Genomic DNA, 25,527 nt, shown 5'->3' on the forward strand with positions numbered 1-25,527 from the left:
GCCCCGGGATCCCTCCGACCTACCAAGGACCATGATGAGCAACGCTGCCACCCCCCGCGAGCGTGCGGTCGAACTACTGGCTCGGATGAGCCTGGAGGAGAAGGCACAGCAACTGTCCGCGTTGATGCCCAACATCCTCTTCGGGGCTTCCGGGCTGGACCCCGCCGCCCTGCAGCAGCACCTCGGACACGGCATCGGGCACCTCTCCAACGCCGGCAGCCTCCCCCAGCCGCACGAGCTGGCCGCGAGGACCAACGGGATTCAGCGCTTCCTGGTCGAACAGACCCGCCTCGGCATCCCGGCGATCTCACACGCGGAGGCGTTGAACGGCTTCCTGGCGCCGGGCTACACCTCCTTCCCGACGGCGATCGGCCTGGCCGCCACATGGAACCCCGACGCGGTGCAGGCGATGACCGACGTGATCCGCCGGCAGATGCGATCCGTGGGCGCACGTCAGGCACTGTCGCCGGTGATGGACATCGCGCGCGACGCCCGCTGGGGCCGCGTGCACGAGACCTACGGCGAGGACGTCTACCTCGCCAGTGCGATGAGTGTGGCGTTCGTCCGCGGAATACAGGGCGAGGACCTGACCGACGGGGTACTCGCGACCGCCAAGCACTTCCTCGGCTACTCGATGACCGAAGCCGGCCAGAACATGGCGACGACACAGCTCGGATCCCGTGAGCTCTACGACGTGTACGCCACACCGTTCGAGGCCGCGATCAAACTCGCCGGCCTGGGCAGCGTGATGAACTCCTACTCCGAGATCGACGGTGTTCCCGCCGGTGCGAGCCGGGAACTCCTCACGGATCTCCTGCGCGGTCGCATGGGCTTCGACGGCTCCGTCGTGTCCGACTACGGCACGGTCGAGTGGCTCGCCACCCGGCAGTTCGTAGCCGACACGGTCGCCGAGGCCGGGATCCTCGCCCTTGAGGCGGGCCTCGACGTCGAACTCCCGACGATCGTCGGCTACGGGCAGAACCTCGCCGACGCGGTGTCGTCCGGCCGACTCGACGAGTCGGTTCTCGACGACGCGGTGATGCGTGTGCTGGTCGACAAGTTCAAGCTGGGGCTGTTCGAGAACCCCTACGTCAAGGAAGACCCGGTCGAGCTCGGCGCCCTCGCGGCGTCCGGGCGGGACCTCGCGCAGTCACTGACCGACCAGTCGATCACGCTCCTCAAGAACGACGGGGTGCTGCCCCTGTCCAAGGCCACCCGTGTCGCGGTCATCGGACCCCACGCGAACTCGTCCATCGTCAACTTCGCGGCGTACACGCATCCCGCGTCGATCGACATGATGAAGGGCATGGCCACCGGGGAGTCCCGGATGGCGGGCGTCGGCGCCATGATGGAGCTGACTCCGGAGATGGCCGCCGCGAGGGCGGCTCGCTACGCGCAGTTGGCGGCCGTCGACACGGATGCCCTGGCCAAGGAGGAGTACGGCGCGCTGGGCCTGGCCGAGGCAGTCGGCGAACTGGTCGGTGAGGCGAACGTCGCGTCGCTGACCGGTGTGGGAATCAACGCCGACGAACCACGCGACCTCGAAGCGGCCGTCGCCGCCGCCGCTGACGCGGATGTGGTCATCCTCGCGATCGGAGGCCGGGCCGGCTGGTTCGGCACGAGGATCACGGAGGGTGAAGGCACGGACAGCGCCGCCATCGAGCTGTCGGCCTCGCAGGTCGAGCTCGTCAAGGCCGTGTCGGCCACCGGCACTCCGCTCGTGGCGGTGATGTACCAGGGGCGGCCCTATGCCCTGACGGAGATCGACGATCTCCTGTCGGCACTGCTGGTGGCCTACTACCCCGGCCCGGCCGGTGCCCGCTCCGTCGCGGGTGTGCTCTTCGGGGACGTGAACCCGAGCGGACGCCTCCCGTACACGATGCCGCGCGCCACGGGACAGGTCCCGATCTACTACTCCCAGCGGAACGGCAGCGGTTATCGCCGCGGTGCGGGAGACATGTTCCGCGGCTATATCGATCTGGAGCACACGCCCCTGTACCCGTTCGGACACGGGCTCGGCTACACCACTTTCGAGTACGGCGAGTTGAGCGTCGCGTCGTCCGAACTGCCCACGGACGGCGGGCGGATCAGGGCCAGTGTCGAGGTGTCGAACACCGGTGAACGCGACGGTGTCGAGACGGTGCAGCTGTACGCGTCGGTGAACACCTCGGGGATCACCCGGCCGGCGCTGCAGCTGATCGGCTTCGGCCGGGCCGCCCTCCCCGCCGGCGGCAGGGCGACGGTCACCTTCGACGTGGAGACCAGTCTGCTGGGCTACACCGGGCTCGATGGCCGCTTCACGCTCCAGCCCGGCACCGTCGAGCTGGCGGCGGGCCCGAGTTCCGCCGATCTGGTCTCACAGACGAGCATCTCTCTGGTGGGGCCCTCCGCCGACCTCAAGGGACGGCGCAGCTACCTGAGCGAGGCAGGTGTGACGCTCCACGAGGGGCAGCCTCAGCCGGCGTAGCGGGCCTTGGCACACTTGCTGTGTCCTGGCATGAGGTCGACGGCCTGCCCACGTCCCTCCCCCTCCCCGCAACGGCGCCGGGGCAGGGACGTGCGAGCTGCGCCTCGACCTCGGCCCGCGGGCACCGACGACTGCTGGTGGGACCGAACCGCGCAGTCCCGCACCGGTGCTGTCACGCGACGCACCGCGGCAGCTCGTCGGTGTCGCCGGTCGCCGACGGGGGCCGGCCCACCACCGAGACAGACCAAAGAAAGAGAGCACCTGTGAAGATCGAACAAGGGCAGGTCGCCGTGGTCACCGGCGGCGCCAGCGGAATCGGCTTCGGTCTGGCCGAAGCACTGGTCGACCGCGGTGTCGCCGTCGCGCTCAGCGACATCCGTGCGGAAGCAGTCGCCGAAGCGGCCGCACGACTCACCGGCCGGGGCGGGCGCGTGCTCCCCGTCGTCACGGACGTCACCGACCCCGCTTCCGTCGACGAGCTGGCCGACCGGACCCTCACCGAGTTCGGGCAGGTCGACCTGGTCTGCAACAACGCCGGCGTCGTCTGTGCGGCGGCCCCCATGTGGGAGCAGACCCTGGAGACCTGGCAGCGGATGATCGACATCAAGGTCCTGGGCGTGGTGCACGGGGTGCGATCGTTCGCCCCGCACCTGGTCCGAAGGGGCCACGGGCACATTCTGAACACAGCCTCTTCGGGCGGCCTGGCACCCCTGCCGGACCGCACTCCGTACACGGCCACCATGCACGCGATCATGGGACTGACCGAGACGCTGGACATCGAGTTGCGCGCCGCCGCCTCCGGAGTGGGTGCGACCGTCCTGTGTCCAGGCCTGGTGGACACGCCACTGGGACAGAACTCGGCCACGCTCGGCATGCTCGCACCGCCCCGCCGTGTGGACCCCGAGGCCATGAAGAAGTATGCCGCAGCCGAGGGCGGCATCATCTCCTCCCGAGACGTCGCCGAGGCCTCCCTCGTGGCCGTGGAGGCCGACCGGGTCCACGTCGCGCCGGGAGCCGGTGTGTACCAACGCGCGGAGGCCCGAACACACGCACTCCTGAGTGATATCGCTCACGACAGGAAGTGACGGAGTCCTGTTCGGTCGGCGTGGGCCCGGTGCGAACATGATCGTGGGTCAGGGTCCGTGTGCGGGGAGCGCGGGCTCGAAGAGCGTGTCCACCCAGCCTGCGGATGGTGGGGGGCCGACTCGTCGCGCCGGTCGGCCCCTCACCCGGGCCACCCGGAACGCGCCGACAGGCAGGCGGTGCCCGGCAGGCGATCGAGGCTGCCGGAGATCTTGGCGCTGAGGTCTTGACGGTGGCCGAACAGATAAGGTTGAGGTATGCCCGGCTCACAACGCCCCGCCACCATGACCGACATCGCCCGACGCGCCGGAGTGTCGCAGGCGACGGTGAGTTATGTGCTCAACAACGTGGAGAAACAGTCGATTTCGGAGCAGACGCGACGTGCCGTGCTCGACGCGGCGAAGGCTCTCGACTACCGGACCAACCACAACGCCCGCAGCCTGGCATCGGGGGTCAGCTCCACCGTCGTGTGCGTGGTACCTCCCGTGCAGTTGGGTGAGCCGATCCTCGGGCTGCTCGGAGAGCTCACGCTCGAGTTCGCGCGCCGCGACTTCGTCCTGGCCGTGCATTTCGAACAGGCAGGGGACGAGTCCCTGGAGGCGATGAAGAAGGCTCTCCGCCCGATGGCTGTCTTCCCCTTGCTCAGCCCTCATGGAAGGGTGCCTTCCGGCGCACAACCCGGGTCGTCCTCGGAACCCGGAGCCCGGCTCCAGGTGACGTATCTGGCCGAGCGAGGCCATCGGCGGCTCGCTTTCGCCGCCCCGGCGGTGCCGTCACTCACGGTGCAGTGGGCATGGCGACTCAGCTCCGCCGAAGGCGCCGCGGAAGAGCTCGGGCTGCCGGAGATGGTCTCTGCCGAGTTCCTGCTCGACGGCTCCGACGCCCGCGACATCATCCGTCGGTGGCACTCCTCAGGCGTCACCGCCGTCTGCGCGCACAATGACGACGTCGCCTTCGCGGTGCTCCGCGGAATCCGGGAGAACGGACTGCGCTGCCCCGAGGACATCGCGGTCATCGGCTACGACGCGACCACACTCGGCGCGACCAGCGATCCCCCTCTCACCTCGATCCACTGGGAAACCCACCAGGTGGCTTCGATGCTCGCCGCCCAGATCCTGGGCGCGGAAGTACCAGGTGAGAAGGGCATCCAGGATCGCTACTCAGTCGCCGTGAAGAAGGGCGAGTCGGCCTGAGCCTGCATGCCGGTGCGCCGTCAGCCACTCACAAGAGCCTTGCGCTTTCCCGCGGCAAGGCCTCGGGCGGGTGATCAGATTCCCCTCTTCTGGACCGTGTCCCATCGCTACCTGGCCCATGCCTGCGGATGACACGGCCGCTTGTGCGCTGACGTTCCGTCGCCCATCCCGCTCTCGCTCGCCAGGCCGCCGCACTCCCCCACCGCGTCTCACGCACACGTGACGTGTCACGCCGGAGAGGGACATGCACTCGCCCGGATTGCGCTGCGGCAGCCGAACGGCGACCGCCCCCGGACATCGGCTATGCCTGCTCAGCCCGCCCCTGTCATGCTCGTGCACCGTACAAGTCGGCCAGTTCGGCGGCGACTGCGGTGAGTTCGGCGCGGGCCTCGGGCGGGTCGTAGACCTCGACGCTGGCACCGAGGGACAACAGACCGCGCATGTCGGGCAGTTCACGGAAGGCGAGCTCGGCGTGGGCCCAGTCGTCGTCCACCGGTTGGGGCGGGGCTGTCAGGTGGGAGGAGAAGAGCCGCCGGAATATCTCCAGCTGGGCGCGGCGCACCCGGCAGCGGACCCGGATGCCGTCCGGCAGGCTTTCGAAGCGTTCGCGCAGCAGCGCCCAGACGGTGGCCAGGTCCTGGCCGGGACGGCGGCGGACGGGCTCGTCGGTGACCTCGGCAGCGTGGATGCGGTCGGCGCGGAACAGCCGGGGTTCCTCTTCCCGGTCGGCGACCAGATACCAGATGCCGGCCTTGCTCACCAGCCCGTACGGGTCGACGGTGTGGCTGCGCGGGGTGCGGGCGTTGCCGCTCCGGTAGATCAACGTCAGTCGCCGGTCCGCGAAGACGGCGTGCTGCAGCTGGGCGAGGTCCGTGTCAAGGGCCGTCTCGGTGCCGTGCATCCAGCGGGCCGGGTCGACGAGGATGCGCTGGCTGGTGCGCTCGGCGTCGTCGCGATGGGGTGCGGGCAGCGCGGCCATCACCTTGCGCAGGGCGGAGCGGATCGCGTCGCCCAGCCCCAGGGCGTCATGGGTGCCCTCTGCGGCGAGTACGAACAGGGCGCGTGCCTCGTCATGGGTGAGGCCGGTGACGTCGGTGCGGTAATTGGGCAGGAGCCGCACGCCGCCGCTGCGTCCGCGCTCCGTCCACACCGGGACGCCGGCCGCGGACAGGGCCTCGACGTCGCGGTAGACGGTGCGGACGGAGACCTCCAGTAGGTCGGCGAGCTCGACGTGGGACACACGCTCACGGGTCTGCAGGAGCAGCAGTATCGACAGCAGTCGGTCGGCTTTCACACGACTCAGCCTAAATCCTGACACAGGATGTCAAGAACGCCTGGGATGCTGTCCATGCAACGCAAACATCGCAACACAGAGAAACAGGCACAGACAATGACAGACGCCGCACTGGTGGAGACCACTGGCGGAACCGTCCGCGGGCTCACCCTCCCCGACGACGGCCGGCTCTTCGCCGGCATCCCCTTCGCCGCACCTCCGGTGGGTGAGCTGAGGTTTCGTCCGCCGCAGTCGCCCCGGTCGTGGCAGGGCGTCCGCCCGGCCGATCGTTTCGCACCGGCCCCCGCCCAGGGCGTCTCGACCCTGATGCCGGAGGCGAGCCAGAAGTCCTCCTTCCCCACCTTCCCCACCGCCGAGATCACGGAGACCTCCGAGGACTGCCTGTACCTCAACGTGTGGACGCCCGGGACACCGGCCGGGGAAGGCCCGCTCCCGGTGATCATGTGGATCTACGGCGGCGGCTTCGAGGCCGGCTCGGCCGCACCTCCCTACAGTGACGGCGCCACCCTCGCCCGCCAGACCGGTGCCGTCGTCGTCACCGTCAACTACCGGCTCGGGGCCCTGGGCTTCCTGCACCTCGCCGACCTCGGCAGCCAGTGGGCCGACAGCACCAACCTCGCCCTGCAGGACCAGACCGCGGCCCTGCGCTGGATCCGGGACAACATCGCCGCCTTCGGTGGCGACCCGGACAACGTCACCCTGGCGGGCCAGTCCGCCGGAGCGTTCTCCATCGGCGCACTGCTGGCCGTCCCCGCGGCGGCCGGCCTCTTCCACAAGGCGATCCTCCAGAGCGGCAGCACCTCCCGGCTCTTCGACCGGGACACCGCCACCGGCATGGCGGAGGGCCTGCTCACGGCCCTCGGCCTCGACAACGCCGAGGGCCTGCTGACCGTGCCCGTGCAGCGGATCCTGGACCTGCAGAGCACCGTCGTCACCGGCGACATCGGCCGGCGCAACCTGCCCGGCGGCCGGTCCTGGGGCGCCGTGCTCGACGGCAACGTGCTGCCCATCGCGCCGCATCAGGCCGTCACGCAGGGGGCCGCCACGGCGATCCCGCTGCTCATCGGCACAACGCGCGACGAGGTACGCGTCTTCCAGATGATCGGCGGCGACTCGTTCCGGCCCGCCGACGAGGCAGCTCTGCACGCCGAGATGCGACGTGCGGGGATCGCCGAGCCGGACAAGCTCCTCGCCTCCTACCGGCACCGCGTTCCCGAGGCCGACGACCTGGCGAACCTGCGCAGCGCCTTCCTCACCGACGCCGTCTACCGGATGCCGGCGACGCGCCTGGCTCAGGCGCAGGTCGCCGCGGGCGGCCGCGCCTACCACTACCTCGTGCTCGACGAGCCCTGCGGCCCAGCGATGGGCGCCTTCCACGGCGTCGACCTGCTGCACGTCTTCGACAAGCTCCCCCTCGTGGGCGCCGCCACCCCCGAGCACCTCGCCGCACGCGACACTCTGGTCGGCGCGTGGGCCTCCTTCGCCGCCACCGGCGACCCCGGCTGGCCCGTCTACGACGCGAACGCCACGGGCAATTCCCAGGCCATCGGCGGTCCTTCGGCTGACGGGCATTCCATGATCACCGAGCCTCCCGCGGACGACGCCACCGCACTCTGGCCCACCCAGGTCTGAGCGGTCGCGCTCTGACCCATCCGGGTCAGAGCTGCACAGAGCAGAAGGCAGCCGGCCGAACCTCACGAAAACGCCTTGAGAATGCTGACGCTCGATGTCAGGTATGGCGCGGAAGACTGGCCGCCCTCCCCGCGATCTTGCACACGAAACCCTTCTGAGGAGCAGAGCACCATGTCCTATGCTTTCGATCCCGAGCTGGCCCAGTGGGCCGCGATGATCAACGATCTGCCGTTCGCCGACATCGCCGCAGCCCGCGACGCCGAGAAGGCGATGACGGCGAACATGCCCGTGTACGAGCCGGCCCAGCCGGTCGACGTCCGCGACACCCTCGCCCCGGGGCCCGAGGGCGCGCCGCGGATACCGGTCCGGATCTACACGCCGACCGCCGCCCGGGCGGAGGGCGCCGGATTGCCGGGGCTGGTGTACATGCACGGCGGCGGATACGTGCTCGGCACCCGGGAGTTCTGCCATTCCGACCTGCTGCGGATCGCCGACCAGGTCGGCGCCGTAGTGGTGTCGGTGGACTACCGGCTCGCCCCAGAACACCCGTTCCCGGCCGGCCTGGAGGACTCCTACGCCGTACTGGTGTGGACGGCCGCGCATGCAGCGGAACTGGGCATCGACCCGGCCCGCCTCGCCGTCGGCGGCGACAGCGCGGGCGCCGGGCTCGCCACGGCCGTCAGCCTGCTGGCCCGCGACCGCCGTGGCCCGGCTCTCTGCTTCCAGTACCTCGGCGTCCCCAAGCTGGACGACCGGCTGACGACGCCCTCGATGCAGGCCTTCACCGACACCCCGGTGTGGAACCGTCCCATCGCCGAGATCTGCTGGAATCACTACCTCGGCGGCGAGGAGCACCGCGGCGGCCCCGACGTCTCCCCCTACGCGGCCCCGGCGCGTGCCGAGGACGTCTCCGCACTGCCGCCGGCGTTCGTCTACGTCTGCGAGTTCGATCCCCTGCGCGACGAGGGCCTGACCTACGCGCAGCGGCTGACGCAGGCCGGAGTCCCGACCGAGCTGCACCTCTACCCGGGGACGTTCCACGGCTCCACGGGATTCACGATGACGGCCATCGGCCGGAAGATGGTCGGGGACGTTCTGGACGGACTGCGGCGGGGACTGGCGCGCCGGGAGCCGTAAAGCTCGCACCCGCCGTCCTCAGCACCATTGCGTGAGAACGGCGGTGCCGGCCGGGCGGTGCGAGGCTACTCCGTGATTGCATCCATCGCCCGGTCGAGCATCACAGCGAGAGGAACGGCGCCTTCGCAGGCCACCCACGCCGTCGCGGCCGCGTCGAGGCAAGCGAGCGCGGCCGCGACCAGCGCATGCGGCCCGGGGTCAGCGGGCCGGTCAGGGGTGCGGCCCATTCGCCGGGCGATCTCCGGCACCAGCAGTTCCTGCCACTTCAGCTGCTTCTCGAAGTGCCGGGCGCGCAATGACGGCGTCTGCTGGAGCATGCGCAGATAGCTGAGCGCCTGCTCAGGCGCCTGTTCGTTCACCCGCGCGAGGACATCGAACGCCCGTCGCAGCGTCTCCCAGGGGCGCTCGCCGTCCGGGCGGGCGGCGAGCTCCCCGGCGATCTCGTGTCCGGTTTCCTCGAGGCCGACCAGGACGATGTCCTCCTTGGTGCCGAAGTACCGGAACAGGCTGGCGCGCGACAGCCCCGCCTCGGCGGCGATCTGGTCCACGGTCGTCCGGTCGAACCCCTGCTCGGCGAAGAGCCGCAGCGCCACCGCGACCACGTCCGCACGGACCGTCGCCCGCATGCGTTCACGCAGGCCGGGAGGCTTCGGGGGGGACTGGGCGTCGGCGGGAGTGGCGGAGTCGGTCATAGCCGCAGGCTAGCAGAGCGGATCAACTCGACACATACTCTTTAAACAAGACGACAACTCATCTTGAGACTTCGTATCAGATAGGTGTAGAGTCTCCACCCAAGACTTCATGACCCAAGGCTTATCTCGAATGGAAGTGTGCTCGTGAGCAAGATCTGGTTCATCACCGGTGCGTCCCGTGGCTTCGGCCGCCGGTTCGTCGAGGCGGCTCTGGAGCGCGGCGACAAGGTCGCGGCCACGGCTCGCAACGCCGACTCGCTGAAGGACCTCCTGGCCGCCCACGGTGAGGCGATCCTTCCCCTGACGCTGGACGTCACGGACAAGACGGCCGCCTTCGAGGCCGTCCAGCGCGCACACGCCCACTTCGGCCGCCTGGACGTCCTCGTCAACAACGCCGGGTACGGCCTGTTCGGCGCCGTCGAGGAACTGACCGAACAGCAGATGCGCGACCAGCTGGAGACCAACTTCTTCGGCGCGCTGTGGGTCACCCAGGCCGCCCTCCCGCTACTGCGTGAGCAGGGCAGCGGGCACATCGTGCAGATCTCCACCGTCGGCGGCGTCACCGCCTTCCCGAATCTCGGCGGTTACAACGCCTCCAAGTGGGCCCTGGAGGGCCTGACCGAGGCGCTCGCCCAGGAGGTCTCCGCCTTCGGCATCAACGTCACCCTCGTCGAGCCCGGCGGCTACGCCACCGACTGGGCCGGGTCCTCCGCCGTCTTCGCCGAGCAGCTCCCGGTCTACGACGAGCTGCGCGCGGCCGTGGCCGCCGGCTGGAGCCAGGTCGAGGTCGGAAACCCCGACGCCTCCGGCCCGGCGCTGCTGAAGATCGTCGACGCCGACAACCCGCCGCTGCGCGTCTTCTTCGGTACGGCGCCGCTCGGCCTCGTCCCTCACGTCTACGCCGAGCGACTCAAGACCTGGGAGGAGTGGGCCAACGTCTCGACCGAGGCCCAGGGCAGCAAGGCGTAGCACCAACCGGCACCCATACCGGGCGACCCCCACGGAGTCCGTCGCGGTCCGAGCGAGCGCGGACCGCGACGGACTCCGTCCAGCCGGGACGCACGCGAAGCAGCGTCCGGCTACCGCATCCCGAACACTGCGGATGCGGTAGCGGAACCATCAGACGACGGTGTTCTCCAGTGTTCCCAGGCCTGTGATGGTGGCAGTCATGACGTCACCGTCGACGAGATAGGCACCTTCGTGGGCTGCGGCGGTTCCGGCCGGGGTGCCGGTCAGCACGAGGTCGCCCGGCTGCAACGTCACGAGCTGCGACAGGGCGGCGATCTGCTCGGCCAGGTCGACGATCATCAACGAGGTGCTGGAGTCCTGCCGGATGTGGCCGTTGACGGCCAGGGTCAGGCCGAGGGCTCCCGGTTCGGGGACGAAGCGGGCCGGGACAACCGAGGGTCCGAGCGGGGTGCAGCCGTCGGAGTTCTTGGAGGCGGTCCAGTCGATACCGAAGAAGGGGTGCCGTAGCCAATCCTCGTCACGGACCGACACGTCGTTGGCGATCGTGTACCCGGCGACGTGAGACAGGGCGTCCTCGGTGCTGACCCGCCTGGCCGGGCGGCCGATGACGGCGGCGAGCTCGATCTCCCAGTCCAGCTTCGTCGCGCCGGTCGGCCGGGCGACCACCGCTCGGTGGCCGGACAGGACAGTCGCCGGGGAGAGGAAATGGAAGGCGCGCTTGTCGAAGTCGGTCACGCCCATCTCGATGACGTGATCGGTGTAGTTCGCTCCGGCGCACCAGACCGTGGGGCGGTCGACGGCGGGGGGAAGGAACTCGACGGCGGCCGACGGGGTGGCGGGGCCGACGGCCACGGAGGCCAGGGCGGCGGCGACCGAGTCGACCAAAGGCTCCCAGTTCTCCAGCGCCTGCTCGAAGTTGACCGGGCCGCGCTCGCCGAGCAGATCGCTCAGCGGGCGGACGGTGTCGTCCCGGACGACGCCCAGCACGGGCTGTCCGTCGTGGACGATGCGGGCCATGCCGAAGGGGGTCATCTGTCCTCTCCCTCTACCGGGTGCGAAGGCGGGCTGTGGCGGCCTCGTCGACGGCCGGTTCACCGTCGAGGGGTTCGGTCAGCGCGACGCCGTAGTGCTCGCGGGCCGCCTCGACACTGACGTAGCCCGCGCGCACATCGCGCAGTACGTCCGCCGCGGGGCGTTCGTACGGGGAGCCGTAGCCACCTCCGCCGCCGGTCTCGACGACGACGCGGTCACCCGCCTCGACCGGTCGTGAGTCGACCTTGCCGTTGGGGAAGTCGACCCGCTGTCCTTGTGCTGTGATCAGGGAGATCCGGTTGGGCAGTGCCTCACCGCCGCCGTCGATGCCCCACGGGGCGCTGCGGGTGCGCTCGACGAACGTGTTCAGGCGGACCGGTGCCTCAGTGCGTACGTCGACCACCGTGCCGAGCCCGCCGCGGTGCCTGCCGGGGCCCGCGGAATCGGGGCGCAGCGCGTAGCGCTCCACGAGCAGCGCGGGGTACTTGGCCTCGGTGACCTCGACCGGCGTGTTGTGGGTGTCGCCGTCGTTGATGCAGATGGTGGCGCTCTCGCCATCCTTGGCTGCGGTGGCGCCCCAACCACCGCCCTGGGCACCACCGTTGTAGAGGAACAGACGGCCGCCGGCCGGATCGGTGCCGTACATGGTGATCACGGCGAGGTCGGCGTGGTGGCCGGCGATGGTGCCGCCGGGCACGGCTTGGGCCAGGGCGCGGAAGACGCAGTCGATGATGGTGATCGGGTAGGTCATCCACCAGCGCATCGCGGCGGGCTTGGTGGCGCTGACGACCCGGCCGGGCGGCAGAATGATCTGCACGGGCCTGAGCGAGCCCTCGTTGACCGGGTACTCGTGCGGTGAGGTGAGGAACTTGAAGGCGACCTGCGCGGCGGACCGGCCGGCGGTGGCACCGGAGTTGAAGTAGCCGGCGACCTGGGGGCTGACCTCGCTCAGGTCGATGGTCATCCGGTCGCCCTCGACGAGCACCCTGACCTTGATCGGAACGGGCTTGCCCAGGGCCACTCCGTCGTCGTCCATGGAGGTCTCGGCGAAGTACTCGCCGTCCGGGATGGCTTCCACGGCGTGGCGGGCGAGGGCGTCGCTGCGTTCGTAGATCAGCTCGAAGCCGCGTGTGACGGTGTCGGCGCCGTAGCGGTCGACGAGTTCGGTCAGCCGCCGCTCGCCGGTGCGGATCGCGGCGACCTGGGCCCGCAGGTCGCCGAGGGCAAGCTCGGAGAAGCGGACGTTGGTCTTGATGATGCGGGTGATCTCGTCGTCCTGCTCGCCGCGCTTGAAGATCTTGACGATGGGGACCTGGAGACCCTCGGAGTAGATGTCCTGGGTGGTGGCGCCCAGTACGCCGCCGATGTCCAGCCAGTGCGCCATGGACGAGGCGAACGCCACGATCTCACCGTCGGCGAAGATCGGAATGGTGAAGATCATGTGGTTGAGGTGACTGCCCATGATGTAGGCGTCGTTGGTGAGCAGGATGTCGCCCGGCTCGATGCCGTCGTATCCGTAGTGCTCGATCTTGGCCTTGATCGCCTGGGACAGGCCGCCGACGAACATGGGCAGACCCAGGCCGATGGAGACGGTGTCGCCGTTGCGGTCGAACAGGCCGACGGTGAAGTCCTGGGCCTCGTAGATGATCGCGTTGTAGGCGGTGCGGCGCAGGTTGGTCTTCATCTCGTCGGTGATGGCGACCAGGTTGGCGCGCAGGATCTCCAGCGTCACCGGGTCTACCTCGACAGGGGTGGTGGTCATCGCCGTCCGCCGATCGTGAGAAGCAGGTTGCCGTAGGAGTCGACCTCGCAGCGGTCGCCCTCGCGCAACAGGGTGGTCGTGGTCTCTTCCGCGATGGCCGCCGGGCCGGTGACGACGTTGCCCGCGAGGAGTTGCGGGCGTGAGTACACCGGGCAGTCCCGTGCGGGAGCGTCGGGGCGCAGGATCATGGGCCGGGTGCCGGCGTGGGCTGCGGCGGGGGGCTCGTGGCCGCCGATGCCGATCTTCGCGGGTTCCGGCCGGGGCACCGACCGGATCAGGGACACGCGCAGCGTCACGATCTCCGCGGGCTCGTCCGGAGCGCCGTGCGCGAACCGTTGCTCGTGCGCCAGGTCGAACGCCTTCTTGAGCGCGGCGAGCCCGTCCACGGTGGCCGCGGCGTCCAGCGGCGGGATCTCCAGCGTGATGGAGTGCTCCTGCCCCACATAGCGCATGTCGGCCTGGCGGAGGAACATCAACTCGCCCGCCCCGGAGTCGTCGAGGGCGGCGGCGCACTCCTGCTCGAGTTCCCGGAACCGGCTGTCCAGGACGGCGGAGTCGAGGTCGTCGAGCCGGTCCACCTGGGTACGGACGGCGTCGTGGCGCAGGTCGGCCATCAGCATGCCCAGCGCGGAGAACACCGCGGGGATCTGCGGTACGACGACCTGGGTGATGCCGAGTTCGCGGGCGACCAGCGAGACGTGCAGCGGCCCGTTGCCGCCGTAGGCGAAGAGCGCGAACTCCCGCGGGTCGAGGCCGCGTTCGGTGGTCACGGCGCGTACGGCGTTCGCCATGGACGCCGCCGCGATCGCGAGGACGCCGGACGCCGTGCGGGCCACGTCGAGGCCGACCTCGTCGCCGATCCGTGCCACGGCGGCCTCGGCGGCGGCACCGTCGAGCCGCAGGTTCCCTGACAGGCTTCCGTTCTTCGGCAGCAGGCCGAGCGCCACGGCGGCGTCGGTCACCGTCGCTTCGGTGCCGCCCTGGCCGTAGCACGCCGGGCCGGGCAAGGCGCCGGCGCTGCGGGGTCCGACATGGAGGCCGCCCGCGGCGTCGATCCACGCGGTACTGCCGCCGCCGGTGCCGACCTCGACGATGTCCAGGCACGGGATCTGGATCGGCAGGCCGTTGGCGTAGCCGCCGACGAAGTACTCGGCTGCCTGCGGGAACGTGAGGTCCCGGATCACCGACGCCTTCGCCGTCGTACCGCCCATGTCGAACGCGATGGCGTCGCGCAGGCCCAGCGTGCGGCACACCTCGATGGTGCCGACCACCCCGCCCGCCGGACCGGACTCCATCATGTGCACGCACTGTTCGCGGATGGTCGCGACGTCCGAGAGACCGCCGCTGGACTGCATGACGAGCAGGGGTCCCCGGGAGCCGGCGTCGGTCAGCTTCTGTTCCAGCCGGGTGAGGTAGTCACTGACCACCGGTCCGACGTAGGCGTTGGCGACCGTCGTCGAGGTGCGCTCGAACTCGCGGTATTCGCGGGTGAGTTGGTGGGACAGCGTGACGTAGGTGTCCGGGCAGTGCTCGGCCAGGATCTCCCCGAGGCGGCGTTCGTGATCAGGGTTGCGGTAGCCGTGCAGCAGGCACACCGCGACCGCCTCGGCGCCGCTGCGCCGGACGCGGTCGGCGACCTCTCGGGCGGCGTCCTCGTCCAGCGGGCGTTCCACCCGTCCGTCGGCGCGCATCCATTCCGGGACCTCGAACACCATCTCCCGCGGGAGCAGAGGCTGGTGCTGGCGGAAACCGAGGTCGAACGCCTCCGGCCGGTTGACCCGGCCGATCTCGTAGACGTCCCGGAAACCCTCGGTGGTGACGAGCGCGACGCGGGCGCCCTTGCGCTCGGTCAGCGCGTTGATGACGACCGTGCTGCCGTGCACGATCATCGAGGCGTCGGCGGCATCGGCGCCGCACGCGGTGAAACCGGTGAGGATGCCCTCGATCAGGTCATGCGGGGTGCTGAGGGTCTTGCCGATGACCGTGCTGCCTCGCACGTCGTCGTAGACCACGACATCGGTGAATGTTCCGCCGATGTCGACTGCCGCGCGGGTACTCATGGGACTCCTTTGCGTGCTTGAGGGCGTGGGCGTCAGCCGCACGGGTCAGTGGACGTCAGCCGCACCGGTGATGGGACAGGATTTCCCGGACCCATTGCGACCAGACGACTTCCGCGGACCGGCGTGCGGCGTCCTGGTCGCCGGGGTCGATCAGAGCGACGATCCGCAGGTCGCCGGTGAGATGAGCATCGGGAAAGTGCCTCTCCGTCACCAGCAGCAGGTGGTTGTCCAGCTCCGCGACGACGCGCGCCACCTCCGCGCTGCCGACTTCAGGCAGACGCGCTTTCAGTTCGGTCAGGAAAAGTGCTTTGTGCGGCCTGCTTTCGAGGACGCCGATAACGTGTGTCCGCACGTCCTTGGTCATGCCGAAAGGGAAGCCGAGGTTAAATACATGCGTCAACTGAATGTCATTCATGGGAGACATGCAGCGCATTCATCAGTGCTGCGTCACTCGTGTGTCACTGCCCTGAGCAGCTGCTCCCGTAGCCATGCACATGCCGGGTCGTGGGCGAGCCGGGGGTTCCACACCATGTCGATGCCGAGTGGGGGCACGACGATGGGCAGCGGGAAGACCTGGACCAGCCCGGCTTCCTGGAACCGCAGCGCGATGCGCTTCTGGACCACGGCCAGAGCCTTGGAGGAGGCGACGACCAGCGGGATGCTGAGGAAGTCGTGACAGCGGGCCCGCACCTGGCGGTCGATGCCGAGCGCGTCCATGACCGAGTACGGCGGGATGCGCATGTCCGCGTTCTCGAACACGACATGCGGCAGCTCGCGCAGATGGTCGACGGTGAGGTCGCCGGTCACGGCCGCGTTGTCCGGTGCCAGGACCGCGACCCACTCGTCGTTGAGGAGGCGTTCACGGGGCAGCGGGGTGGCCAGCCCGTCGGGCAGCAGTACGAGGTCGAGATCGGGGTGGGAGGAGAGATCCTCGATGAGCTGCGGGCTGGTGACGACCTGCAGGGACACCCCGGGAGCGTTCTCGTCGAGCAGACGGAGCAGGGGGCCGAGCACCACGGCGATGGTCGACGAGGAGGCGGAGATGCGGAACCGTCGCCGCGAGACCGCCGGCACGAATCCGGGCCGGTCCAGCACCTCGCTGGACATCGCGTGGAGCAGTCGGCGCAGCGGTCCCAGCAGGGCACGGCCGCGCGGTGTGAGCTCGAGTGTCGTGCCGACCTTCATCAGGAGATCGTCGCCGATGAGCCGACGGCAGCGGTTCAGGCTGTGGCTCATCGCGGGCTGGGTCAGGCCGATGCGCGCCGCCGCCCGTGTCACGCTGCGTTCCTCCAGGAGGACCTGGAGGTGCACGAGCAGGTTGAGGTCCACTCGGGACAGCCGCGCGATCTCGGACCCGTTCTCGCCCTCTGCCGGTGACGGTGCCTCCATGACTCACCTCGCCCGCTCGTCGCGCCGCCGCACGCCGGCCACCGGTGTTCCGCTCGCGGCCTGGGCGGCCCGGACCCGCAGGACGAGCTCGACGAACGCCGTTCCGACGCTGCTCGTGACCCGGGCGGGCAGGAACATCAGGTAGCTGCTGGGCGGGATGTCCCGGACCGGCAGCGCGACGATCCCGGCGTGGTTGACCGACTCCGCCACGGACCGCGGAACGAGATGGACACCGAGACCGACGGCGACGCAGGCGAGCGCCTCGTCGAAGTCCCGCACGACGGGACCACGCGGCGCGGGTTTCCCACCGGGCCGCGGCTCGACGAGGGCCCACCGGACGAACTCCGGGTCCGACGCGGCCGGCACCAGGAAGGGCACGTCGGCCAGCGCGTCCAGGGACAGCCCGGCCGGAGACAGACGATCCGGAGAGAGACCGTCCGAAGGCAGACCATCTGTGGACAGACCGCCCCAGGCCAACCCGTCTTTTGACAAACCATCCCGCGCCATGCCATCTCGGGCCAGACCATCCCGGGTGCCGGCGAGTTCGCTGTCGGCCGGGACGAGCAGAACGCGCTCCTCCTCGCACAGCTGCTGCGTGCGCACGCCGTCGATCCGGCGCGGTCCCCAGGCGAACACGACGTCGACCTCGCCCGAGTGCAGCGCCTCGGCCACCTCGTCCGGCTGGACGTGCCGGAACTCCAGCCGAAGCCGGGCGGGGCCCTCGGCGGCCCGCGCGAAGATCGCGCCGAGCAGCGGCGCGGGACCGACCTGGTGGAAGCCGATCCGGACGAGGGTGTCGTCGCGGCGACGCCGCGCCCATGAGTCGATCCGGCTGTGCGCGTCGAGAACGTCCTGGGCGAGCGGGAGGAGCTGCCGGCCCGCCTCGGTGAGCTCGACCTTCGGGACGACCGGTGAAACAGCTCCACGCCGACGAGCCGCTCGAGCCGGAGGATGTGCTGGCTCAGTGCGGGCGTCGTCATGTACAGCGCCTGAGCCGCCCGGCCGAAGTGGAGTTCCCGGGCGACGGCCACGAAGGCGCGCAGTGCCGAACTGCTCGGCTCGGGCATGTCCGCCTCCTCCTCGTCGGGCGTTCGGCAACTCTGCGAACGCCTCTCGTCGCTTGTCAACAGACTGCACGTCACCGGGCGGTTCGTCGTGCGTAAAGCCCGAGCTTCACGATCCGCACGGATTACGACGTGGACCGCGACGGCCGAGCCGCTCAGGATGGCTCGTACCACGGACGCGGCCCTGCGTCCGCCCCTCGACACCGACGGCGCTGAAGAGGAGTCTCCTGGTGATCGACGACTTTCCCGTCATCGACGCGGTCGTGCACGCCTACAACCTCGACCCGGCCAACTACGCCAACAAGTGGGGACTGCCGTCCTCCGAACTCGTGGCGGGTGCGAGCTACGCCGGCAGCAAGCCCGGCTACCGGCTCCCCCACGACCAGTACGTGCGGAACTGGACCATGGCGGAGACCGCCTCCATGATCTTCGCCGAGAGCAGCACCGACCTGGCCGTCCACCATGTCCTGCCGGTGGGCGCGTTCAGGGACGGCATGTGCTCGGTGGAGAAGACCCATGAGGCGATCACCCGCTGGCCGGACCGGTTCGTCGTCTACGCCGGCGTCGACCCCACCCTCGGCCGAGCGGCGATCGACGAGATCGACCGCCAGGTCGAGCTGCTGGGCAACCCGCCCGGCCTCAAGCTCTACCCCAACAGCTGGCGCGACGACGAGGTCCTGACCTGGAAGATGGACGACCCCGAGGTCGCCTTCCCGGTGTTCGAGCACGCCCGCTCTCGCGGGATCAAGGTCATCGCGGTGCACAAGGCCGTGCCGCTCGGCCCCTACCCGCTCGACGGCTACCGGGTCGACGACATCGATCGCGCCGCGATCGCCTTTCCGGACCTGACCTTCGAGATCGTGCACGGCGGCTCGGCATTCCTGGAGGAGACCGCCTGGCAGCTCGCCCGCTTCCCGAACACCTTCGTCAACCTGGAGATCACCACCTCGATGGCCTGCTCGAAGCCCACGGCGTTCCAGTACGCGATGGGCGGGCTGATGCAGGTCGCGGGGACGGCGGTACTGCCCCGCATCGTGTGGGGCACCGGTGCGATGGCGTTCCATCCGCAGCCGCTGATCGACGCGTTCTGGCGTGACTTCCGGTTCGACTCCGCCGTCATGGAGCGGTTCGGGCTGCCGCAGATCACCGACGAGGACAAGAAGGCGATCCTCGGCGCGAACTACGCACAGCTGCTCGGCATCGACGTCCCCGCCCGGCTCGCACGCATCGCGGGTGACGAGTTCAGCAAGAGAAAGGCCGAGGCGGGCGGTCTGCTGCCTGCGTACTCGACCACGGCCTCGGCAGGCGCGCATGTCTGAACCGAGCCCCGGCCCCACGGAGATCGACCCGGACATCGCCGCCGCGCTGCGCACGGTCGTGGACCCGTGCAGCGCGGCCACCGGCGCCCCGCTGAACCTGCTGGACATGGGCCTGGTCAAGCGGGCGGAGCGGGTCGGGGACCGGGTCGAGGTGGAGCTGCGCCTGACCTCGCCGATCTGCTGGAACGCCGCGCCGATGGCGGAGGCCGTCGAGCAGGCCGTGGCCCGCGTCGCCGGGGTGCGCCGGGTGACCTGCACCGCCGACCACGGGCTGGAATGGACACCCGACATGGTCAGCGCCGAAGGACAGGCGAGGCTGCGCCGCCTCCGCCCGGTCCCCTCACCCCCGCAGCGCCCCCTGCCGGTTCGCCCCTGACGTAGGACATCGGACATCGGAGTTTCGAATGATCAAGTTCTGGTTGGCCAGCAGACCTCCGGTCGGAGGCGAGCGCGAGCGTTTCGACTACGAGTGGGGCGTCATGCACCCGTCGCTGATGGCGATGACGCCCTCGGTGATGCGTGCTTTCCAGCGCTACGCCCAGCACCGGGTCGCCGTCGGTGCGACCGACGACATGCTGCTGCTCGGCGCGTCGGACGAGAACTGGTACAGCATCTCCGACCACTGGCTGGAGAACCTCGACGAGCTCGTCGACGACATCTTCGCGGGGGCGGACTACCCCCGGCGGATGGGCCCGCACAGGTTCGGTGACAGCGCCTTCGTCATCGAACTCACCGCGGGTGAGGTGCTCCACGACCAGGCCGTCCCGTTCACCGGCCGCGGCGGCGTGAAGGTGGTGCACTTCCTACGCCGCCGTGAGGACGTCGACCGGGCCGAGTTCGCTCGTCGCTGGTGCGAGGAGCACGCCCCGCTGCTGCTGCAGGCCACCACCGCGGACCGCGACCTGGTCCGCCGGTACGTGCAGAACCCGCAGCTCCCGCTCGATCCCGCGGTGTTCACGGGCACGCTGTTCGAGATGGGCGGCGTGGGCACCTACGCCGGCATCGAGGAGATCTGGTTCGACGACCTCGACTCGCTCGCCGCCCTGCGCCGCGACGACCGACTGCACAAGGTGTTGCGCGACAGCCTGGCGTCCTTCGTGGACATCGAGAACAGCTTCGCGATGCCGGTCGTCGAGCGGGTGGCGTGGGACTTCACCGTCCCGGGCGCGCCGCGGCCCGCGATCCTCGACCCGGACAGCTTCGAGTCCCGGCTGCTCGCCACCGAACGCCTCGCGCACGAGTGGGCCGTCGTCGAACCGACCCGTCCGGCATGACGGGAGGATCGCGCAGCCGGTACGTCCTCGTCGACGGCGTCCGCACCCACTACCTCGACGCCGGCGACGGGGACGCCACCCTCGTGCTGCTGCACGGCGGTGCCTACGGCGAGGACGCCGCCCTGAGCTGGGAGCGCACCATCCCGGCGCTGGCGGAGCACTACCGGGTGCTGGCGCCGGACTGGCTCGGTTTCGGCGGGACCGACAAGATCCGCGATTTCGCTTCGGGCAGTGCCCGCATGCTCGCCCACATGACCCGGTTCCTGGAGATCATGTGCGTCGAGCGCGCGCATTTCGCCGGAGTGTCGATGGGCGCCACCATGCTGCTGAGGGTCGCCGCGACCGGGCGGCCCGCCTGGCCGATCACCTCGGTCGTCTCCGCCTCCGGAGGCGGGTTCACCCCGGCGAACGCCGCCCGCCAGGTGCTGCTGGACTACGACCAGTCGCTTGAGGCGATGCGGGCACTGGTCGCGGTGTCCTACCACGACCCGGCATGGGCCGCCGACGAGGAGTTCGTCCGCCGCCGCTGGCGGAACAGCCTGGTCCCCGGGGCGTGGGAGGCCACCGCCTCCGCACGGTTCAAGGGCCCGGCGACACCCGACCGGGGCGAGTTCGGCCGACCCGACGACATCCCGTACGAGAACATCACCGTCCCGGTGCTTTACACCGGCGGCCGGCACGACCGGCTCCGCGAACCCGGATACCTCGACGAGATCACCGCGCGCACCCCCCGCGCCCGGTCGCAGCTGTTCGACTGCGGCCATGTCGTCCCCGTGGAGCGACCCGCGCGGTGGAACGACCTCGTCCTGCGCTTCCTCGCCGGCGTCGACGGCCGGCCCGCTCCGGGAGGCGTCTCGGCGGAGGGCTCGGTCCTGTCGTAGGACCGACGGTGACCCTCCGCGTCAGGTAGACGGTGGCTCTCCGCGTCAGGCAAGGGCGCTCGGGGCAGGCGCGCTCGCGTCAGGCAGGCTCGCCTCGCGTCAGGGAGGGGTGCTCGCGTCAGGCAGAGGCACTCTGGCCCCCGAGCCGCAGGCTGCGGGAGATGCCACGTCCGGCGAGGACCACCGCCGGGGACAGCTGGTGCGTGGCCGGGTCGGCGCTGACCACGGCCAGCGCGGCCACCACGCGATGGTTCGCGTCGACGACCGGTGTCGCCACGGAGTACACGCCGGGGCTCATCTCCTCGCGGACGACGGCCACGCCGGTGCGCCTGCAGTCGGCCAGGGCCGCCCGCAGCCGCGCGGGGTCGGTCGTGGTCGAGGGGGTGAAACGGGAAAGCCCGGCCCGGACGGTCTCGGTGAACAGATCCTCGCCGGCATGGGCGAGCAGTACCTTGCCGGAAGCAGTGGCGTGCAGGGGCATCCGGCCGCCGACCGGGGACGCGACGGGTACGGCGTTCGTCGTGGAGATGCGTTCGACGATGAGCGCGTCGGTGCCGTCGAGCACGGCGAGTTGCACATGCTCATGGGTGGCGGCGTGCAGGTCCTCCATGATGGGCATCGCGTGGAAACGCAGCGGCAGACCGCGCGGGTTGAGGGTGCCCAGCTCCCACAGCCTGAGGCCGATCACGTAGGCGCCGCCGGGCAGCCGTTCCATCGCGCCCCATGCCGTGAGCTCGGCGACCAGCCGGTGCGCCGTCGAGTGGCGGAGCCCGGTGAGGCGGCAGATCTGCGCGAGCGTGAGCTGCGTACGTGCGGGGGTGAACGCAGCCAGGATGGCCAGGACCCGCGATGTCACCGTGCGTCCCCGGTCCTCGCTGCTGGACACCTCGGCCACACCACCCTTCACGCTCGTGCCCATGGTCGCAGGCTCATGGGCCCACCGGACAGGAAGATGTCCGCCCACCGGACATCGTGCTGACGTCGGTTTGCGTCGGCGTCGACGATGTGGACCGGCCTTCCGCCTCTCGCACGGCCTTCTCCCTCGGATCCCTGTCGGCGTTGCCCGCAGGTTCGTCCGTGGTACCGGTCGCAGCTTTCGCCGACCATCGGCGAGAAAGGGACCTTGGATGACACTCCGCGATGAACACTCGACGAGGAGCGTTCGCGATGCCGCGTTGGATGTGCTGCGCCGGCTGGGACTGACCACGATCTTCGCCAACCCGGGCTCGACGGAGATCCCGTTTCTCGGCGGCCTGCCCGACGAAATGACCTTCCACCTGGCCCTGCACGAAGGCTCCGTCGTCGGCATGGCCACCGGATGGGCACTCGCGCAGGGCCGCCCGGCGCTGGTCAACCTGCACACCACCGCGGGCTTGGGAAACGCCGTCGGCGCGGTGGCCACGGCCCGACAGAACCGCGTACCGCTCGTGGTGGTCGTCGGCCAGCAGGACCGCCGCCACCTCGCTCTCGACCCCTTCCTGGCGGGGCGGCTCGACGGTCTCGCCGGGGAGTATCCGGTGTGGACACATCAGATCGCGCGTCCTCAGGACGTGCCCGGTGCGCTGGCCCGGGCGTATCACGAGGCGGTGACCGGGCGCGGACCGGCGATCCTGGTGGTGCCGATGGACGACTGGGACGCGCCGTCCGACGAGGTCCGCGACGCCGCCCCGCTCGTCGTGCGGCGCCCCCTCACCGCGATCGGTGACGAGGCGGACGAGCTCACCGGCTGGCTCGACGAGTCCGTCTCCCCGGTGATCGTCGCCGGGTCGGGCAACGACGACGCCACGTCGTGGGCGGCCCTGGTGGAACTGGCCGAGAAACTCGGCGCACCGGTGTGGCAGGAGGCCTTCGGGGCGCGCGCGGGGTTCCCGCAGGACCATCCGGCCTTCGCCGGGCACCTGCCGTCCGGGCGAACGGCGCTGCGTGAGGTGCTCGCCGGGCACGACCTGCTGCTCACCGTCGGGGCCCCCGCGCTGCGCCAGTACACGTGGGAGCCCGGCGAGCTCGTGCCCGCCGGCACCCGCGTCGCGCAGATCACGGCGTACCCGGACGAGGCGCACAACAGCATCGCCGACCTCACGGTGATCGCCGACCCCGCCCGCCTGTGCTGGCACCTGGCCGGGCAGGTCCGCGGCCGCGCCGCCACCGCGAGCGTACGTCGGGTTCCGGATCCGGTCCCTCCGCCCGGACGCGACGAACCGTTGCGCCCCGCCCACGTCTTCGACCTGCTCGCGCGTCACCTGCCCGCCGACGCGGTGCTGGTCGAGGAGAGCCCGTCGAGCCGCCCGGAACTCCATCGGCGCGTCCCGGCCCGTACCAGCCTCGGCTTTCTCAGCGCGGCGGGCGGCGGCCTCGGTTTCGGGCTGCCCGCAGCCGTCGGTGTGCGACTGGGCGCGCCCCAGCGGCCGGTCGTCGCGGTGCTGGGTGACGGATCGTCGCTCTACGGCATCCAGGGCCTGTGGAGCGCCGCTCACTACCAGATCGGCGTGCTCCTCCTCGTGCTCTCCAACGGTGGCTACGCCGTCATGGACCGGCTGGCCGAACAGGCCGGGCGCGGGAAGGCTCCGTGGCCTCGGTTCGAGGAGGTGCGCATCTCGACGCTCGCGGCCGGCCTCGGCTGTCCCACACAGCGCATCACGACCCACGACCAGCTCAGCGAGGCCCTGGCCGACCTGCTCCCCACGCTCGCCGACCGGACTGCGCCGCTCCTGCTCGACATCGACGTCGCCGGGGACCCCACCTACGGCTGACGAGACACCCGCAGGCCATCACCCCCTCCTCACCCCGCAAAGGAAAGGACATCCGCCATGGCTGTACCGGTCGTCCCCGAGATCGGCCATCTGATCGGTGGTCGTACGTATGTCGCGAACCTGCGCGCGGTTCACGACCCGGGCCGCCTCGACGAGGTCGTGGCGCAGGTAACCGTCGGCACCGCCGACGACGTCGACAAGGCGGTACGGGCCGCCCACGCCGCCTTCCCGCGCTGGCGCGACACCCCCGTCGCCGAGCGGATCCGGGTGCTGGGCGCGGTCGCCGACGTCGTGGCCGCCGCCGGTGAGGAGCTCGCCCCGCAGCTGGTGCGCGAACACGGCGGCATGCTGTGGGAGGCACAGACCGACTTCGGGATCGGCGGGGCCGTACTGGGGAACGTGGCCGACCTCGTCGAGGACTTCCTCAGGCCGGTGCGGTTCGAGGACGAGCACGGTTTCATCAGCATCGAGAAGGCGCCGCGCGGCGTCGCCGCGGCGATCGTCCCCTGGAACATGCCGGTCGCTCTGACCATGCAGAAGCTGGCCCCGGCGCTCGCGAGCGGTAACACCTTCGTGCTGAAGCCGTCGCCGTTCGCGCCGGCGGCGTTGACGCTGCTGCTGCAGCGCGTCGCCGAACTGCTGCCCGCGGGTGTGCTCAACGTCGTCCACGGCGACGGGGACGTCGGCGCCGCGCTCTGCGGCCACCCGCTCGTCCGCAAGGTCGCCTTCACCGGCGGCACCGCCACCGCGCGGAAGGTCATCGAGGCCACCGCCGCCACCGTCAAGAACGTCACCCTCGAACTCGGTGGCAACGATCCCGCCGTAGTGCTCGACGACGCCGACATCGACACGGCGGTCGGCCGGATGCTCAAGGGCGTCTACACGCGCAGCGGCCAGATCTGCTTCGCGGTCAAGCGGATCTACGTACCCCGCAACCGGTACGCGCGTTTCGCGGACGCGTTCTGCGAGAGCGTGGACCAGTACGCGGTCGGGCACGGTCTGGACCCGGCGGCGAGCTTCGGGCCGCTGAACAACGAGGCCCAGTTCAAGAAGGTCGTCGACCTCCTCGACACCACGCGCAACTCCCCGGCGCGACTGGTGGAGCTGGGGCGCAAGCTCGATCCGTCGTCCTGGGACAACGGCTACTACCTGCTCCCCCACGTCGTGCGGGAAGCCGAGCACACCGCGCTGATCTCGCGCGTCGAGCAGTTCGGCCCCGTCGTCCCGCTCATCCCCTACGACGACGAGGACCAGGTGCTGGCCTGGGCCAACGACAGCGAATACGGACTGGGTTCGTCGGTGTGGACCGCCGATCCGGAGCGGGGCCTGGCGTTCGCCCGCAGGATCGAGGCGGGCAGCACCTTCATCAACACGCACTCCTTCGACTCGCTCGACCTGCGCATGCCCTTCGGCGGGGTCAAGCAGAGCGGCATCGGCCGCGAGCTCGCCGACGCGGGCCTGTCGGAGTACGTCGAGGTGCATTCGATCCGCTGGCTCCAGGACCAGGGCCACTAGGACAGGGGAGGATC

Annotated in this window: 21 protein-coding genes and 1 pseudogene; 12 read left to right on the plus strand and 10 right to left on the minus strand. The window is 70.3% G+C overall.

The features are described from left to right. The first annotated feature begins 31 nt into the window (after positions 1–31). The 3 genes from J8M51_RS01660 to J8M51_RS01670 all read left to right on the plus strand — a co-directional run bounded on the left by J8M51_RS01660 (position 32) and on the right by J8M51_RS01670 (position 4,743). Positions 32–2,467 carry a beta-glucosidase family protein gene (locus J8M51_RS01660; RefSeq protein WP_086755973.1) on the plus strand — a complete coding sequence of 812 codons (2,436 nt, stop codon included), beginning with the start codon at positions 32–34 and terminating at the stop codon, positions 2,465–2,467. Between the two features lie 263 nt (positions 2,468–2,730). Further along, positions 2,731–3,552, plus strand: coding sequence for an SDR family oxidoreductase (locus tag J8M51_RS01665; RefSeq protein WP_086755975.1), 822 nt, complete (start codon positions 2,731–2,733; stop codon positions 3,550–3,552). Positions 3,553–3,834: 282 nt separating this feature from the next. Further along, positions 3,835–4,743: a LacI family DNA-binding transcriptional regulator gene (locus tag J8M51_RS01670; protein ID WP_179203112.1), complete on the plus strand. Its 909-nt coding sequence runs from the start codon at positions 3,835–3,837 to the stop codon at positions 4,741–4,743. A gap of 325 nt (positions 4,744–5,068) precedes the next feature. Here the strand turns inward: J8M51_RS01670 and J8M51_RS01675 are convergent, their stop codons facing one another. Then, entirely contained in the window at positions 5,069–6,037 is a 969-nt protein-coding gene (locus tag J8M51_RS01675; RefSeq protein WP_086755979.1) for a helix-turn-helix transcriptional regulator, read from the minus strand. A 96-nt stretch (positions 6,038–6,133) separates the two neighbouring features. On the opposite strand from J8M51_RS01675, the gene J8M51_RS01680 reads away from it, so the two are divergent. Both J8M51_RS01680 and J8M51_RS01685 read left to right on the plus strand, forming a co-directional pair. Further along, positions 6,134–7,669 carry a carboxylesterase/lipase family protein gene (locus J8M51_RS01680; protein ID WP_086755981.1) on the plus strand — a complete coding sequence of 512 codons (1,536 nt, stop codon included), beginning with the start codon at positions 6,134–6,136 and terminating at the stop codon, positions 7,667–7,669. A gap of 171 nt (positions 7,670–7,840) precedes the next feature. Continuing rightward, a complete protein-coding gene (locus J8M51_RS01685) occupies positions 7,841–8,806 on the plus strand; it encodes an alpha/beta hydrolase (protein WP_086755983.1) in 966 nt (321 codons plus the stop codon). Positions 8,807–8,871: 65 nt separating this feature from the next. On the opposite strand, the gene J8M51_RS01690 is transcribed toward J8M51_RS01685, so the two are convergent. Further along, positions 8,872–9,498: a TetR/AcrR family transcriptional regulator gene (locus J8M51_RS01690; protein WP_086755986.1), complete on the minus strand. Its 627-nt coding sequence runs from the start codon at positions 9,496–9,498 to the stop codon at positions 8,872–8,874. 144 nt (positions 9,499–9,642) lie between these two features. Here J8M51_RS01690 and J8M51_RS01695 point away from each other — a divergent pair, with 144 nt between their 5' ends. Further along, positions 9,643–10,467, plus strand: a complete 825-nt coding sequence (locus J8M51_RS01695) for an SDR family oxidoreductase (protein ID WP_218781441.1) — start codon at positions 9,643–9,645, stop codon at positions 10,465–10,467. A gap of 150 nt (positions 10,468–10,617) precedes the next feature. Here J8M51_RS01695 and J8M51_RS01700 read toward each other — a convergent pair whose 3' ends face one another. From J8M51_RS01700 to J8M51_RS01730, 7 genes and pseudogenes are all read right to left on the minus strand, one after another. Next, complete coding sequence (locus tag J8M51_RS01700; RefSeq protein ID WP_086755987.1) at positions 10,618–11,499, minus strand: fumarylacetoacetate hydrolase family protein; 882 nt, start codon at positions 11,497–11,499, stop codon at positions 10,618–10,620. Between the two features lie 13 nt (positions 11,500–11,512). Further along, positions 11,513–13,261: a hydantoinase B/oxoprolinase family protein gene (locus J8M51_RS01705; protein WP_086755989.1), complete on the minus strand. Its 1,749-nt coding sequence runs from the start codon at positions 13,259–13,261 to the stop codon at positions 11,513–11,515. Next, the gene (locus J8M51_RS01710; protein WP_086755991.1) at positions 13,258–15,321 is read right to left on the minus strand and encodes a hydantoinase/oxoprolinase family protein; all 2,064 of its coding nucleotides are present in this window, start codon (positions 15,319–15,321) and stop codon (positions 13,258–13,260) included. The genes J8M51_RS01705 and J8M51_RS01710 overlap by 4 nt, the downstream gene beginning before the upstream one ends. A gap of 55 nt (positions 15,322–15,376) precedes the next feature. Beyond that, positions 15,377–15,736 carry a hypothetical protein gene (locus J8M51_RS01715; protein ID WP_143673192.1) on the minus strand — a complete coding sequence of 120 codons (360 nt, stop codon included), beginning with the start codon at positions 15,734–15,736 and terminating at the stop codon, positions 15,377–15,379. A gap of 32 nt (positions 15,737–15,768) precedes the next feature. Then, on the minus strand, positions 15,769–16,710 hold the full coding sequence (locus J8M51_RS01720) for a LysR family transcriptional regulator (RefSeq protein WP_086755994.1): 942 nt from the start codon (positions 16,708–16,710) through the stop codon (positions 15,769–15,771). Between the two features lie 3 nt (positions 16,711–16,713). Then, entirely contained in the window at positions 16,714–17,538 is an 825-nt protein-coding gene (locus J8M51_RS01725) for a LysR family transcriptional regulator substrate-binding protein (RefSeq protein WP_256964762.1), read from the minus strand. A gap of 128 nt (positions 17,539–17,666) precedes the next feature. Then, positions 17,667–17,777, minus strand: a pseudogene (locus J8M51_RS01730) (helix-turn-helix domain-containing protein); the annotation flags it as partial. A gap of 227 nt (positions 17,778–18,004) precedes the next feature. On the opposite strand from J8M51_RS01730, the gene J8M51_RS01735 reads away from it, so the two are divergent. The 4 genes from J8M51_RS01735 to J8M51_RS01750 are packed head-to-tail and all read left to right on the plus strand — an operon-like array spanning position 18,005 to position 21,248. After that, positions 18,005–19,093 carry an amidohydrolase family protein gene (locus J8M51_RS01735; protein ID WP_086755995.1) on the plus strand — a complete coding sequence of 363 codons (1,089 nt, stop codon included), beginning with the start codon at positions 18,005–18,007 and terminating at the stop codon, positions 19,091–19,093. Further along, a complete protein-coding gene (locus J8M51_RS01740) occupies positions 19,086–19,469 on the plus strand; it encodes a metal-sulfur cluster assembly factor (RefSeq protein WP_086755997.1) in 384 nt (127 codons plus the stop codon). The genes J8M51_RS01735 and J8M51_RS01740 overlap by 8 nt, the downstream gene beginning before the upstream one ends. Positions 19,470–19,497: 28 nt before the next feature. After that, positions 19,498–20,367 (plus strand): EthD domain-containing protein, encoded by an 870-nt coding sequence (locus J8M51_RS01745; RefSeq protein ID WP_086755999.1) that lies wholly within the window; start codon positions 19,498–19,500, stop codon positions 20,365–20,367. After that, positions 20,364–21,248, plus strand: coding sequence for an alpha/beta fold hydrolase (locus tag J8M51_RS01750; protein WP_086756001.1), 885 nt, complete (start codon positions 20,364–20,366; stop codon positions 21,246–21,248). Before J8M51_RS01745 ends, J8M51_RS01750 begins: the two co-directional genes overlap by 4 nt. Before the next feature lie 118 nt (positions 21,249–21,366). On the opposite strand, the gene J8M51_RS01755 is transcribed toward J8M51_RS01750, so the two are convergent. After that, on the minus strand, positions 21,367–22,167 hold the full coding sequence (locus J8M51_RS01755; protein ID WP_086756002.1) for an IclR family transcriptional regulator: 801 nt from the start codon (positions 22,165–22,167) through the stop codon (positions 21,367–21,369). Between the two features lie 208 nt (positions 22,168–22,375). On the opposite strand from J8M51_RS01755, the gene J8M51_RS01760 reads away from it, so the two are divergent. Then, positions 22,376–23,998, plus strand: a complete 1,623-nt coding sequence (locus J8M51_RS01760; RefSeq protein WP_086756004.1) for a thiamine pyrophosphate-binding protein — start codon at positions 22,376–22,378, stop codon at positions 23,996–23,998. A 57-nt stretch (positions 23,999–24,055) separates the two neighbouring features. Then, entirely contained in the window at positions 24,056–25,513 is a 1,458-nt protein-coding gene (locus J8M51_RS01765) for an aldehyde dehydrogenase family protein (RefSeq protein WP_086756006.1), read from the plus strand. Positions 25,514–25,527 lie beyond the last annotated feature (14 nt).

Source organism: Streptomyces griseiscabiei (genome assembly GCF_020010925.1).
Classification (GTDB): domain Bacteria; phylum Actinomycetota; class Actinomycetes; order Streptomycetales; family Streptomycetaceae; genus Streptomyces; species Streptomyces griseiscabiei.